This is a genomic window from Bacillus sp. FSL H8-0516 (assembly GCF_038635285.1).
Lineage (GTDB): Bacteria > Bacillota > Bacilli > Bacillales > Bacillaceae > Bacillus > Bacillus safensis.
The window spans coordinates 456,542-469,422 of the sequence record NZ_CP152051.1 but is presented as its reverse complement, the minus strand read 5'-3'; the positions used below and the strand labels follow the sequence as shown (position 1 = coordinate 469,422).

The 12,881-nt window shown below is 42.7% G+C and carries 16 protein-coding genes and 1 pseudogene; 4 read left to right on the top strand and 13 right to left on the bottom strand.

Features of this window, described 5'->3' with window-relative positions; all coding sequences use genetic code 11:
* Positions 1–96: 96 nt before the first annotated feature.
* Together MHB67_RS02255 and MHB67_RS02250 are read right to left on the bottom strand one after the other, a co-directional pair.
* Complete coding sequence (locus tag MHB67_RS02255) at positions 97–1,179, bottom strand: C45 family peptidase (protein WP_342492760.1); 1,083 nt, start codon at positions 1,177–1,179, stop codon at positions 97–99.
* A gap of 89 nt (positions 1,180–1,268) precedes the next feature.
* Positions 1,269–1,901 (bottom strand): GDSL-type esterase/lipase family protein, encoded by a 633-nt coding sequence (locus MHB67_RS02250; RefSeq protein ID WP_103132438.1) that lies wholly within the window; start codon positions 1,899–1,901, stop codon positions 1,269–1,271.
* Positions 1,902–2,307: 406 nt separating this feature from the next.
* Here MHB67_RS02250 and MHB67_RS02245 point away from each other — a divergent pair, with 406 nt between their 5' ends.
* On the top strand, positions 2,308–2,943 hold the full coding sequence (locus tag MHB67_RS02245) for an FMN-dependent NADH-azoreductase (RefSeq protein ID WP_024425558.1): 636 nt from the start codon (positions 2,308–2,310) through the stop codon (positions 2,941–2,943).
* A gap of 34 nt (positions 2,944–2,977) precedes the next feature.
* Here MHB67_RS02245 and MHB67_RS02240 read toward each other — a convergent pair whose 3' ends face one another.
* The 8 genes from MHB67_RS02240 to MHB67_RS02205 form a co-directional block, all read right to left on the bottom strand.
* The gene (locus tag MHB67_RS02240; RefSeq protein ID WP_342492759.1) at positions 2,978–3,748 is read right to left on the bottom strand and encodes an IclR family transcriptional regulator; all 771 of its coding nucleotides are present in this window, start codon (positions 3,746–3,748) and stop codon (positions 2,978–2,980) included.
* Positions 3,732–4,778, bottom strand: a complete 1,047-nt coding sequence (locus MHB67_RS02235; RefSeq protein ID WP_103132440.1) for a biotin-dependent carboxyltransferase family protein — start codon at positions 4,776–4,778, stop codon at positions 3,732–3,734. The genes MHB67_RS02240 and MHB67_RS02235 overlap by 17 nt, the downstream gene beginning before the upstream one ends.
* Positions 4,775–5,521 (bottom strand): 5-oxoprolinase subunit PxpB, encoded by a 747-nt coding sequence (gene pxpB / locus MHB67_RS02230; protein WP_212052575.1) that lies wholly within the window; start codon positions 5,519–5,521, stop codon positions 4,775–4,777. The genes MHB67_RS02235 and pxpB overlap by 4 nt, the downstream gene beginning before the upstream one ends.
* Positions 5,522–5,539: 18 nt before the next feature.
* Positions 5,540–6,331, bottom strand: coding sequence for a putative hydro-lyase (locus MHB67_RS02225; RefSeq protein ID WP_122631468.1), 792 nt, complete (start codon positions 6,329–6,331; stop codon positions 5,540–5,542).
* Positions 6,332–6,336: 5 nt separating this feature from the next.
* Complete coding sequence (locus MHB67_RS02220) at positions 6,337–7,554, bottom strand: NRAMP family divalent metal transporter (RefSeq protein ID WP_103132442.1); 1,218 nt, start codon at positions 7,552–7,554, stop codon at positions 6,337–6,339.
* Positions 7,555–7,580: 26 nt separating this feature from the next.
* The gene (locus tag MHB67_RS02215; protein WP_283859874.1) at positions 7,581–8,339 is read right to left on the bottom strand and encodes a 5-oxoprolinase subunit PxpA; all 759 of its coding nucleotides are present in this window, start codon (positions 8,337–8,339) and stop codon (positions 7,581–7,583) included.
* Between the two features lie 181 nt (positions 8,340–8,520).
* Entirely contained in the window at positions 8,521–9,276 is a 756-nt protein-coding gene (locus MHB67_RS02210; protein ID WP_024425552.1) for a Cof-type HAD-IIB family hydrolase, read from the bottom strand.
* A gap of 128 nt (positions 9,277–9,404) precedes the next feature.
* Positions 9,405–9,674 carry an excalibur calcium-binding domain-containing protein gene (locus MHB67_RS02205; protein ID WP_080652949.1) on the bottom strand — a complete coding sequence of 90 codons (270 nt, stop codon included), beginning with the start codon at positions 9,672–9,674 and terminating at the stop codon, positions 9,405–9,407.
* A gap of 184 nt (positions 9,675–9,858) precedes the next feature.
* Here MHB67_RS02205 and MHB67_RS02200 point away from each other — a divergent pair, with 184 nt between their 5' ends.
* Genes MHB67_RS02200 through MHB67_RS02190 form a run of 3 tightly spaced genes read left to right on the top strand, consistent with a single transcriptional unit; the run spans position 9,859 to position 10,814 of the window.
* Positions 9,859–10,236: a VOC family protein gene (locus MHB67_RS02200; RefSeq protein WP_073203845.1), complete on the top strand. Its 378-nt coding sequence runs from the start codon at positions 9,859–9,861 to the stop codon at positions 10,234–10,236.
* A gap of 25 nt (positions 10,237–10,261) precedes the next feature.
* Positions 10,262–10,555 (top strand): DUF5316 family protein, encoded by a 294-nt coding sequence (locus MHB67_RS02195; RefSeq protein ID WP_073203842.1) that lies wholly within the window; start codon positions 10,262–10,264, stop codon positions 10,553–10,555.
* Positions 10,556–10,580: 25 nt separating this feature from the next.
* Positions 10,581–10,814: a DUF2651 family protein gene (locus MHB67_RS02190; RefSeq protein WP_073203838.1), complete on the top strand. Its 234-nt coding sequence runs from the start codon at positions 10,581–10,583 to the stop codon at positions 10,812–10,814.
* A gap of 322 nt (positions 10,815–11,136) precedes the next feature.
* Here MHB67_RS02190 and MHB67_RS02185 read toward each other — a convergent pair whose 3' ends face one another.
* The 3 genes and pseudogenes from MHB67_RS02185 to MHB67_RS02175 all read right to left on the bottom strand — a co-directional run.
* Positions 11,137–11,532: a MerR family transcriptional regulator gene (locus MHB67_RS02185; protein ID WP_073203836.1), complete on the bottom strand. Its 396-nt coding sequence runs from the start codon at positions 11,530–11,532 to the stop codon at positions 11,137–11,139.
* Between the two features lie 43 nt (positions 11,533–11,575).
* Positions 11,576–12,418 carry an SDR family NAD(P)-dependent oxidoreductase gene (locus MHB67_RS02180; protein ID WP_024425546.1) on the bottom strand — a complete coding sequence of 281 codons (843 nt, stop codon included), beginning with the start codon at positions 12,416–12,418 and terminating at the stop codon, positions 11,576–11,578.
* Between the two features lie 181 nt (positions 12,419–12,599).
* A pseudogene (locus tag MHB67_RS02175) lies at positions 12,600–12,830 on the bottom strand (RidA family protein); the annotation flags it as partial.
* Between the last annotated feature and the right edge of the window lie 51 nt (positions 12,831–12,881).

Sequence of the window (12,881 nt, the reverse complement as noted above, 5' to 3'; positions counted from 1 at the left end):
CACACCTTAATATAAAACGCTTTCAACAAGCGATGCAATCTTAAGTTGATCTGACTTTGGCACAGCGGCTATGACAAAATTAAAAACAAGGGATCATCAGACACTTCTCCAAAATGACGGTCCATAATCCTTTTGATGAAATTGAACCTTTTGTTCTTGAAAAGGCAGTGAACCTCCGGCTTTTAAAGAATAAGTCGGATTGTATACGGGAGAGCCAAAGCAATAATCGATTGTGCCTTCTTCTGGACGGAACATGACGGTTCGCATCGTTCCAAACAGCTCCTCATAATTGTGCACAGCCAGACCATCAGGATATTCTGTCTGGAACAGTTTCACAAGAGAATCACTTGATCGTTGCTCTTTTAAAGCTTCCATTAACATATCGTATCTGACAACAGAATGATGTTTGGTCATCCCTTTTGCTGTTTGATCAGCTACCGGATGATTCGTTGCAGCAATATAACCTCTCTCCGGTATCCTCACCCTTTTTTGACCATCAATGATTTCAATCACAGCCGCCTTTCCTTTTCGATCGGCAAGCATGATAAGAACATTTGAGGCAACGGGCATTTCCTCGATAGAGCGAATGGCTTCCTCGACCGTTGGACAGGATTCTAGAACAGAGCGAATCACATGATACACCTGCAAACCGGCGACGGCTGGAGGCTTTAAACCGGGTTCATTGCCAACCGGCGGACCGCAAGCAGAGAAAGTCACAGCAAGACCATGCTCATTCATTCCATCAGATCTGCCAAACAAGAGCAGTGACGAGCCTGTATGACATACCGATTCTTTTACATGTGTCGTCACAAGACGCATATCATCAAAAATCGGGGAGAAATCATAGTTACGCAGCATGACCGTTTGTTGACCGGCCGCCATATTCCCCTGCCTCACACAGTGGGAACAGCCTGGCTGAAGATGAGATGAATAGAAAAAGGTCAAATAACGCTCATCTAATTGCAGTTCATCACAAAATCCAGTAATCTCTTCATCTAATTGAGGAAGAAAGGGACGGATCAACTGCTTCGTTTCTTTCACAGCCTGTTGTGTTACCGGTTCTGTTCGAATATATTGTGTCTTTAGCAACGGGTTCTCCTTAAGCCAGACAGCCTGCTGTTTTCCTACTTCATAAGCCGTTCCTGACATCTTTTGAAAAAACGCACTGATTTCCTCCATGCCTGCACACCTCTTTCGCCTTCGTTTCTTTTATCATATCGAAACCGTCATATATTGAAAAGGATGAAAAAAACTGCAATCCCACCGGATTACAGCTGTTTACAGTATGCCTTAAACAATGCTTCTGCCATCGCTTCATACCCCTTAGGATTCGGGTGAAATTGATCAATCGATAAGTAGGCTCTTTCATGTCCTTCAAACGCCCGGTACACATCCACAACTTCTACATGTGGATTCGCAGCAAGCAAACGAAGCTGTTGATTATATTGCTGAAGCCACCGACCGGCTATTGGTATTTGCGGAAATGGATTATATAAATTCATGAAATACACGTAGTAGGGCTGATGCTGCCCTCTTTTGATCTGAGCGATTTCTTGAATCATCTTGCTAAAATTCGCCTGACAATGTATGACTGCTTGCAGCAGTTTCTTTTCATCTTCACCTTCTTCATACTGCTGAACAGCTTGAACAAGGTCATTCCCACAGCCTGTGATGGTGATGATGTCAGCTGCCGCAATCGAACGTCTCACCTCTGACCGTTTGAAGAGCTGTAAAATCTGCTCAGTCGTTAACCCTGATTTTGCAAATACGGACAGCTCAACTGGTGCATGCGTCTTTTTTTCAAGCATCCACCAAAACCGCTGAACAAATCCTCCGCCAAATAAACGTGCCCCCACCCCAACTGTTAAGGAATCTCCAATCGCAACATAGGATCGTCCCACTCTTATCCCTCACTCTCTCCTGCCTTCTCTTATATATACGAAACCGGAGAACAGATGCTTGTAGCAGATGACTTAGAGGCATCCATCTTTTTTTGAGATGCAGCGCCTTTACAAACTCTTTACTTGCGATATCGATCAATTTTTTGTTCAATAAGAGTAGGCTTTTTGCGCTGAAAACTGCGTGTTTACGCGTTCTAGAAAAATTTACAAACTTTTTATCTTGATTTCGAGACTTTTTACCTTGACTTCAAACTACATAGTGATTACAATGAAAATATCAGTTTTCATGTAACTGTGCTTGTTACATCTTTTTCATAGCATTCCAATATGATTAAAGATGCCACATATTCAGTGTACCTTTGGGATACGCTAAAAAAATAACCGAAACAGAAAGGATTGAATGAACATGGCAAAAGTTTTATACATCACTGCACATCCGCATGATGAAACAGTTTCTTACAGTATGGCTACTGCTAAGGCATTTATCGAATCTTATAAGGAAGCAAATCCAAGTGACGAGGTTGTACATATCGATTTGTACAAAGAAAACATCCCTCACATTGATGCAGATGTATTCGCTGGCTGGGGCAAACTTCAATCTGGCGCTGGTTTCGATACACTTTCAGCTGAAGAGCAAGCGAAAGTTGCTCGCCTAAACGAATTAAGTGATCAATTCGTTTCTGCTGACAAATATGTATTTGTTTCACCACTTTGGAACTTCTCATTCCCACCAGTTCTTAAAGCATACATCGACTCTGTTGCTGTAGCTGGTAAAACATTCAAATACACTGAGCAAGGTCCTGTTGGATTATTAACAGACAAAAAAGCTCTTCACATCCAAGCACGTGGCGGATACTACTCTGAAGGTCCTGCTGCTGAACTTGAAGCAGGTCACCGTTACCTTGGTACAATCGCTAACTTCTTCGGAATTCCTTCTTTCGAAGGTCTTATCGTTGAAGGCCACAATGCTGAGCCTGCGAAAGCAGAGCAAATTAAAGCAGATGCAATCGAACGTGCGAAAGCTTTAGGAAAAACTTTCTAATCAACTGCATGCAAAAAGCCAATGATCTTGACGGTCATTGGCTTTTTATTTGTTCAGAAAAGCCTAATTCTCTCGAAATATCACTGGCGGCTTTTTTCACCTGTTTAATTAAGTAAGGTAAGCGTTCTTTTTGATATCCCGCTTCAAATCCTGCAATGCTAATACCTGCTGCCACTTCCCCCAGATGATTGAAAATAGGAGCTCCAATCGCAGCTGTATAGTTTTCAAGCTCAGAATAGCTTAGCGTATATCCCCTCGCATTTGATTCTTCCAGCATGTTTCTTAGAACCTCTTTATCTGTAATAGTCCCAATTCCGATCTTCCCCAGCTCAATTGAGTCAATATAGGCAAGTCTTTCGCTCTCTGGCAAAAAGGAAAGAATACTTCTCGCACAGGCACCTGCATATAGGGGGGAGCGTCTACCGACGGCGGTGTAGAGACGAACAGGCTGCGTACCTTCTATCTTTTCCACATAAATGGCTTCGTCACCTTCACGAACAATGAGCTGTACAGCTTCTCCCACTTCATCACGTAAGCTTTCCATAAATGGTCTCGCAATCCTCCGAATATCAAGGCGGTCCGCCACAAGCTGACCATATTCAAGGAACATCAAGCCTAATCGATAAGCACCTGTTTCTTGCTTTTCTAACAGCCCCATATCGGCTAAAGAGGTCGCCATGCGATGGACAGATGTTTTCGGCATACCGGAAAGCTCGATCATTTCATTTAATGTTAATTGATCGTGAGCGATAAACAGCCGCAAAATCTCCATTGATTTCACAACCGTTTTATTTGTGTTTTGCATCTTCTTCACCTTTTCTAAACGAGAATGCTTCCAGCTTGATTCTTGCGGCCAGCTCCCTCAGTTCTGCTTCTTGCTTAAATAACGCCTGCTCTGCATCCCGATGATCTATTTGTTCAAAATACAGCTTTGCCCCAGGCATCGCCTGTGCAATAAGCGGCAAATCAACAGTCGCTACTTCTCCTATACGCGGGTATCCGCCTGTCGTCTGCCGATCTGCCAGCAGAATAATCGGCTGGCCATCGGGTGGAATTTGAATAGATCCAAAGGCGACAGCTTCTGAGATCAATTCCAGCTTTTCTTTTAAATGAACCGGCTCTCCCTTTAGCCGGCAGCCCATGCGATCTGATTGGGGTGTGACCTGATAAGGCTGCTCAAAAAACGCGGTTTGAGATGTTTCTTGAAAATGAGAAAGATGCCTGCCTGCCAGCACACGAATCACTGGTGATTTCCGCAGCGGTAAAAAATGATCATGACTCACTGTCCAATCGGGTGCGCTGTATCCCGCCTGTTTCACTTTATTTTTCAGCCTATCAAACAAATGATCCGCTACGATAGACGGCTCTCCAACAGGCAGAACGTCGCCTTTTTCAAGCGATCGTCCTTTCAGTCCACCGATCCCTGCTCTGACATAGGTGCTTTTGCTCTGCATGACTGGTTCCACATCAAATCCACCTGCCACAGCAAGATAAACGCGGCAGCCTCTCTTACAAAGACCAAAAGTGATCGTGCTTCCTGATCGAACAAAGAGCGGCTTCCATAATGGTGCCCGCTCTCCATCAATATCAATCTCAACATCAGCACCAGTGAATGCAATGAGCTGATCCCTCTCACATGTGAGCACAGGCCCCGGCCCCATCAACGTCACTTCCAGCACTGCTTCATTTTCTTGGTTGCCGGTGAGAATGTTGGCAATTCTAAGTGAGAGCGGGTCCATGCCGCCGCTCGTTAAGACGCCATACTTTTGATAGCCTTGCCGCCCTTTATCTTGAATGGTTGTGTAGATTCCTGGCTTGATGACATGAATACTCAACGTTCTGCCTCCTTCATGCTGAAAAATTCCTTTTCAGACATTTGGACAAATCTGACCTCGTCCCCTGCTTTCAATAGACTCGGAATTTCCTCGTCTGGGCGAAAAAGCGGCAGCGGGGTTTGTCCAATGAGCTGCCAGCCCCCGGGTGTGGAAATTGGATAAACGCCTGTCTGCTTTCCTGCAATACCAACAGAGCCTTTTGGAATGGACATCCTTGGTGTTTCTCTGCGTGGTGCTGCGATCTTTTCAGACAGCCCGCCTAAAAACGGAAACCCTGGGGCAAATCCAATCATATAGACAAGGTACGTGCCGGCAGTGTGAATACGCACGACTTCTTCTGGCGTTAAACCATTGATACGGGCAACCTCTTCTAAATCAGGGCCCAGCGCTCCCCCGTAACAGACTGGAATGTCAACGATGCGGCGCTTTACCTGAACTCCCTCCTGCCATTTGTCTTCAAGAAGTTGTTCAATATAGCCTTTGACCCATTCATACGGAGACAGGTCATGTTGTTGAAGTCGGGCCGATTGATGAACAGTATAAGGCTCGTAAAAAACAGTCACGTTTGTAAAGGCTTGAACCGCTTCTACATATCCTTCAAATGGGTGCTGTTCAATACATGCAAACAGCTGCTCAACACGTGCATGAATCTCCTCACGTATGTCAGCTCCAGCTTGGATGACGATCGCTGCATCTCCCAACGGGTGGTAGGTGATGGAATCTTTTATCGTTAAAAAAGCCACTTGAGGACACCTCTCTTTCTACAGTACACCTAGCTTTTGATCTCTTCGATCTGTGATGAACATATGCCCGGGTGCATGAGTGATCGCAATGTCGGGTTTTGTATGCATGACAATGACTTGCGGCGTCACACCACATGCCCAAAACACCGGGACTTCTCCTTCTTTGATCACAGATGGTTCTCCAAAATCAGGCTGATTCACATCGGAAATGCCAATCACCGCTGGGTCCCCTATATGAATTGGACCGCCATGGACTGATGGAAATCGAGACGTCACTTGAACACTTCTTGTGACTTGATGCGCCGGAATGGGTCTCATGCTGACCACCATCGGGCCATGAAAGACTCCTGCTTTTTCACAAGCTATATTCGTTTGATACATGGGTACGTTATGACCGTCTTCAATATGGCGGACAGGAATGTCATTCAGCATAAGCGCGTGCTCAAACGTAAAACTGCATCCAATGAGAAAGGCAACCATATCATCCTCCCAATAAGCAGTGATATCTGTCACCTCTTCTTCAAGAATCCCTTTTCGGTAAATACGGTACTTAGGAAAGTCCGTACGAATATCCGCTTGAGGCGCCGACCGTCTTGGTACTGGATCACCTGGGTCCAATACATCAAGCAATGGACAGGCAGCCGGATTCCGCTGGCAAAATAAAAGAAAATCAAAGGCAAGTTCCTTTTTGACAATCATTAAATTGGCTTGAGCAAACCCTTCTGCAAAGCCAGCCGTTGGTCCTGTGATCTTTTTTTCGCGAATCAATTCTCTCATCTGTGATGGCTCATATGTTTGATAAGTATTCATCTGAATCAGCTCCATAGTTTCGGGATTTCATTAATGATGGTATAGCCGCCCATCATCGCCATAATGACCACAACAAATGCACCAGTCACTGTCAAAAAGAATGGATGACGATAATCTCCGACAATGTCTTTCTTATACGCCGCAACGAGTAATGTGCCAAGGGCGAGCGGCAAAATCAATGCATTGATTGCTCCAACTAATATCAAGATGTTCACTGGTCGTCCGATCGTAATAAAACAAATAGTCGAGAGAGCAATAAAGCCGATGATAATCCCGCGCTGATTTTGTTCAATTTTTGGCGAGAAGGTTTTAAAGAAGGAAACAGACGTGTAAGCCGCGCCAATAACTGATGTAATGGCCGCAGCCCACATAATGATGCCGAACATTTTATATCCAACATTTCCAGACGCCAATTGGAATACAGAAGCAGGCGGATTGGCTGGATCAATCTGTAAGCCCTTTGAGACCACTCCTAGAACGGCTAAAAATAAAGCGACACGCATCACAGATGTAATAAGAATGCCGAAAACAGAGCTTTTTGTCACTTGAGGAAGTGCATCCCTTCCTTTAATGCCAGCATCCAATAGACGATGCCCACCAGCAAAAACGATATAGCCGCCAACTGTCCCCCCGACAAGTGTCACTATTGATAAAATATCAATTTCTTCTGGGACAAATGTTCTGAGCGTTGCTTCTCCAACGGGCGGTGCTGTTGAAACCGCCACATACAGCATCAGGCCAATCATCACAAAACCTGCTATTTGTGTGAAACGGTCCATTGCTTTCCCAGCTTCTTTAATCACAAAGATCAAAATGGCAATGACAGCACTGATGGCTGCACCGATTCGCGGATCGACGCCGAAGATCACCTGGAAACCGAGACCAGCTCCTGCGATATTTCCGATGTTAAAGGCAAGTCCTCCAATGACAATCAAAAAGGCCAGCACATAGCCAAGACCCGGGAGCACCATATTCGCTATATCCTGACCTCGTTTTTCTGAAACGGCAATGATGCGCCATACATTTGTTTGTGCAAAAATATCTAATAAAATGGAGATCAAAATCACAAACCCAAAGCTAGCCGCAAGCTGCTGTGTGAAGACGGTTGTTTGTGTTAAAAATCCCGGTCCGATCGCGGACGTCGCCATTAAAAAGGCAGCGCCCATCAGCATAGACCGATTCCCCTTTGGAGCCTTCATGTGTTTGACTTTCTCTGTTTTCATGCTGTTTCCCCCTTTGATGACGATTTTTATTGAAAGGCCTTGAGATGGATGCCGGCTTCTTTTAGCTTCGCTGTAATGGTCTTCGCAAATTGAAGCGCATGGCTGCCGTCTCCGTGAATGCAGACCGTATCTGCTTTGAGCTCGATATCTTCTCCTTGAACTGTACGAACCTTGCCTTCTCTCACCATACGAACAACCTGCTGGACGGCCCGTTCATCCTCTTCAATGAGTGCATGTGGTTCGCGGCGCGATGTCAGCGTCCCGTCTGTTTGATACGTCCGATCAGAAAACACTTCATGTGCCACTTGCAAACCTATTCGTTCACCTGCTAACGCAAGTTCACTGCCTGACAGACCAAATAACACAAGGTTTGGGTCCACATCATACACAGCCTGCGCAATCGATTCAGATAATTCAGTATTTTCAGCCGCCATGTTGTAGAGGGCGCCGTGTGGTTTGACATGCTGCATCGTACCGCCCTCGGCCTTGAGAAAGGCTGATAGAGCGCCAATTTGATAGATGACAAGATCATAGGCTTCCTCTGCGGAGATAGCCATTGGACGTCTGCCAAAGCCGGCCAAATCTTGCAAACCAGGATGTGCACCAATTTTGACCCCTTTATCCAGTGCCATTCTGACCGTCTTTCTCATAACCGTTGGATCTCCTGCATGAAAACCGCAAGCAATGTTGGCTGAGGTGACATATTCTAAGATTTGTTCGTCTGCACCGATTGTGTATTGACCAAAGCTTTCTCCCAAATCACAGTTGATATCCACTTGATACATAGAATTCCTCCTTGTTGTTCCGAAATACGGAATATAAAGTCCGAATATTCGAATTTATATTAATTATATCAATTTTGCTTAGATTGCACATGACATTGTTAGAAAACATAACAATTGAACTAGGAGAAAACAAAAAAGCGAGAGGCAAAGTCCTCTCACTTTTTCTGTAATGAAATGCACCTTATTTAGACAGCACCCAATGTTGGATGGCTTTTGCCACGCCGTGTTCTGTGTTAGGAGCCGTAATCCAATCAGCGGCCTCTTTCACCACTTCCTGGGCATTTCCCATCGCAATGCCTAATCCGGCTTCTTGAATCATGGCCATATCATTGAGGCTGTCGCCAAGTGACATGACGTTATCCATCGTACAGCCAATGCGTTCAGCTACTTTTGCAAGAGCTGCCGCTTTGTTAATGCCGGCTGCATTGACTTCAATATTCGTTGGACTTGAGTTTGTGATCTCTAGGTGCTTATTTGTTTTCAATGTATTGAGGACTTCCTCACGAACGTCATCATCATGAATATCAAAGCCAAATTTCAGCCATTCATGGTCATGAATTCGTTCAGGGAATTCACCTCTCCACACCTTATCCACAGTCGAAGCCCAGTAATCGGTTTCGTACCTATTTTTTAAATCCCACATCATTTGGACGTGATCAGGATGCAGCAGATCCCGTTCGATCAGCTGGAAGTTTGAATCCCAGATTTCACTTCCGTTTGCTGTCACAAGGTAAGACGATAACTTGAGCGGCTCAACCAGCTCTCGGCATGTCATCAGTGTCCGCCCTGTGCTAATGACCACATGGACCCCTTTTGCTTCAGCCTCTTTAATGGCTTGTTTATTTTCCTCTGGAATGATGTGCTCACTGTTTAACAGCGTGCCATCCATATCAATGGCAATCAATCGGATGTCTTTCTTATGAGCTTGTGTTGACAAATTGAGTACCCCACTTTGTATCGATTTTTGAAACTATCTTTATTTTAATATAAAGAGGAAGAAGGTACAAAGGGACGAGTTTGATCCCATAGAAAAAAGACCTTGTTGCAGGTCTTTTTCACATGTGCTTAGCGTTCACACGCAATGCCGTCTTTATCGCGGTCAAGGTGCTTATTTTTTTGATAAAGTGCTTTAGATACATAAGGCTTGTACTTTGTTTTTCCACCTTTGTTTTTCGTGTTTTTGCTTTTTGCTACGCCGCCTTTATACACTTTGTTCAGCGCTTTGCAGTTTTTGTAAGACTTGACCGTTTTTGCATCTGCTGTGTGGGTGTCGACTTGTGTAAAGCTTAGCAAAAGACCTAAAGACAGGACAGCCACCATGATTTTTTTCAACATGTAAAATCCCCCTATTTTTTCTAATTTTACATTTTTATCATATGTCACCACTTTTTGTTTTTCAAGACTATTGAGCTAAATATTTTGGTTTTTTTGGCATGAAATACACCTTATATCCTATATGGTACAATGAGTGGGAAACCTTTCCGTTTTTGACACGTATATGAAGAGAGGAGTTTTTCACATGAAAATGAAATATACCATTTTATATGTAAACGCTGTGGAGGCGAGTATTCATTTCTATCAGCATGTACTTGGTTTCCCAATAAAATTGAGGGTTGAATCCTATGTTGAGTTTGACACTGGAGACGTGACGTTATCGATTAATTCACGCCAGGATGTCAAAGAAGCACTCGGATTGCCTGTCCCTGAAACAAATCAAACATCTCAAACGTTTGAAATTGGCTTTGTTGTGGATGATGTGGAGCAAACGATTGCATCAATGAAAGAAAAAGGGGTACCGATCATCAAAGAACCTGCAAAAAAACCATGGGGTCAAACAGTCGCTTATGTGTCTGATCCTGATGGTCATTTCATTGAAATATGTGATGCGGTCTCCTAATTGTCTTTGAAGGGAGTGAACCAGAATGAGAAAAAAACATGCTTTTTTCGCCGGTGTTTGCTCAATGATTGTGATTTGCAGCGCCGCTATCCTGTTGCAGCACCTTGAATGGATTGGGTTTGTCAGTGGCGGCATCTCAATTATTGGGGTCGTGATGTCTGGGGTGCTAATGGGTGCTTGGACAAGTGGAGAAGAGACACGAGCAGCCTATCATTCTGAAACAAAAGAACACCGCATGTGGCGCCTTGATACGGCTTTTCTTGTGATGATTTTTGCACTTCCACACATGGCTGCGTCGGTCTTTTATGTTTTGATGTAAACACTTGTTAAAAGGAGTTAGTCTTATGGCTGTTTTTATTCTATTCATTGTATTTGGCTTTCCTATTCTCTCTGTGCTGATTGGCATTTTTGGCACGCTCTTTTTGAAGAATGTATGGATGCCTACTTTGATTGTGCTGTTAGCGAGCATGATCTTCATGTTCACTTATATTGACGGGAATGAATCCTTTCTCATTTGGGTGATTGTCTATACCGTCTTTACGTTCCTTGCTGGATGGATCACAAAGCGGCTCAAGTAAAAAAGAACAGTTTCCACTGTTCTTTTTTTGAATCATATATCCGCACACCATAGTTCAATTTCAATTTTCAGCTCAGGCCATCCTAAAGCTGATACATAAGCAACCGTCATTGATGGGTAAGCTGTTTTGAAGATCGTATCCCACTGAGGATATAGATGGTCCCAGTCTATCACTTTAGGAGCTATTTTTCATTTCATTTAAGTGCTAATTTGCACTAAAATACTCTTATATTGAAGCATCTTATTGATTTAAACAAAATATTAAGTAATAGCCCATAAGGGTAGCTTCATACCTAAACTACAGTTAAAATACCAATCATACACTAACCGTTTTTGTTACCTTTATTTTTTTGAGGCCGAAAAAGGGTCTCATCGTTTTCTAGCTTAGAATCAATAAACTCCACAATACGTTGAAGATCGTGTATTTGATTCATCACTTTTTCTTTATATTCTAAAAGGGTTCTTTTTAATTCGGGAACAGAACTAAGTTTATATTTTACAGGATATTGTAAAATATTTTTCATTTCATTTAATGACATTCCTGTTTTTTTCAGACAAATGATCAGTTCCATTAGCTCTATGTCTTCTTCATCGTATATTCGATGTCCATTTCGTTTTCTTTTTGCATAAGGAAGCAATCCGATTTTTTCATAATAGCGGATCGCATCTTCAGTTAATCCGGTTTTCTTGGAAGCTTGCTTGATAGAATAAGCATTCACATCATCACCTACTAATTTTGTTTACAGATAGATTAATTAAAATCTAAACGAGAAACTCGTTTTGGTAAATATCAATCAGTTGATTAAGTACTTGTGCCTCATAACCAGAGAATTTGATTGCAGTTTCTTTGCCCTTGTTTACAAAAATCCCGGTAATTTCGTTGTTGAAATTGAAAGCAGCTTCATATAAGCGAGATGCCCCTTTGCTTGGCGGAGAAAAAATAAGGTTCCTTATGGGAAGAATATAACTGGGCATTCTTTTTCCTTTGGTCAACTTCGTCCTGTTTGGTCCTGGGCAGACACTGCGAATTTTTATTCCCTCGGTCAATAGCTTCGGAGCAATTCCATTCGTCCACAGGGAAAGGGCTAATTTACTATTCGCATATGGACCTATAATCTTTTTAAATGGAATTGTCTTAGGATCGATTACTGTATTTAAGTCAAATTGCTTCAAAAATAATAAAGAATTGGAAGACGTATTGATGATCGTTTTCTCCTGCCCATGTAGTAACAGTTCTTTAAGTTCCATTGTAACGATATAAGGCACTAATGTATTAACTTCAAAATGAATTTCACGCCCTTGTTTGGAATATTTGTATTCAGCAAAACTGACTCCTGCATTGTTAAAAATCAAGTCAATTTTGGTCTCGCTTTTCTTAATCTGGCTAAGTACGTTTCTAAGGCTGGAGAATTCGGCTAAATCAGCTTTATATACTCTTAATAGCTTCTTTTTAAGAGCATCAATAATTATTGGTTGATCATTTGGAAAGTCAGAACGAATTACAGCAATTACTTCCCATCCTTGAGATAGAATCTTTTTCGTCAGTTCCAATCCAATCCCAGAGTTGGCTCCTGTAATCAATACCACTTTATTTTGTTCGTTCATTTTATTCTTCCTTTCTGTGGTTCCGATAGTAAACACAGATTACTACTTGGAGTGAACACCAAGTCAAGAGAAATTTTTTAATATATTTCCATAAGCGATTGATATTCGTATCCTTAAAAAAAGCTATCCTTTATTATGGATAGCTTTTTGTATTAATGAAAAATAAAACCAAAATTTACACCCAGTCGATTTCTTCTGTTGCCCATATATTGACCTTGATCACATGTTCTTCATTCAATCCTTCTGATTCAAGGATTTTTTTAATGTTTTCAAACGTATTCGTTACTTGGGCGTTTAAGCTTGATGGGATCTGCCCATCTATATCTGTCCCTACCTGACCCGATGTCACAAATAATCCCGCACCCTTTGGCACCATTGTGATATGACTGTAGTGACCAACAGGTTTCGGCATACTTTCTGGTTTTTTTCCATGTGATATCCCTCACTCACGTTTATTTTTCTG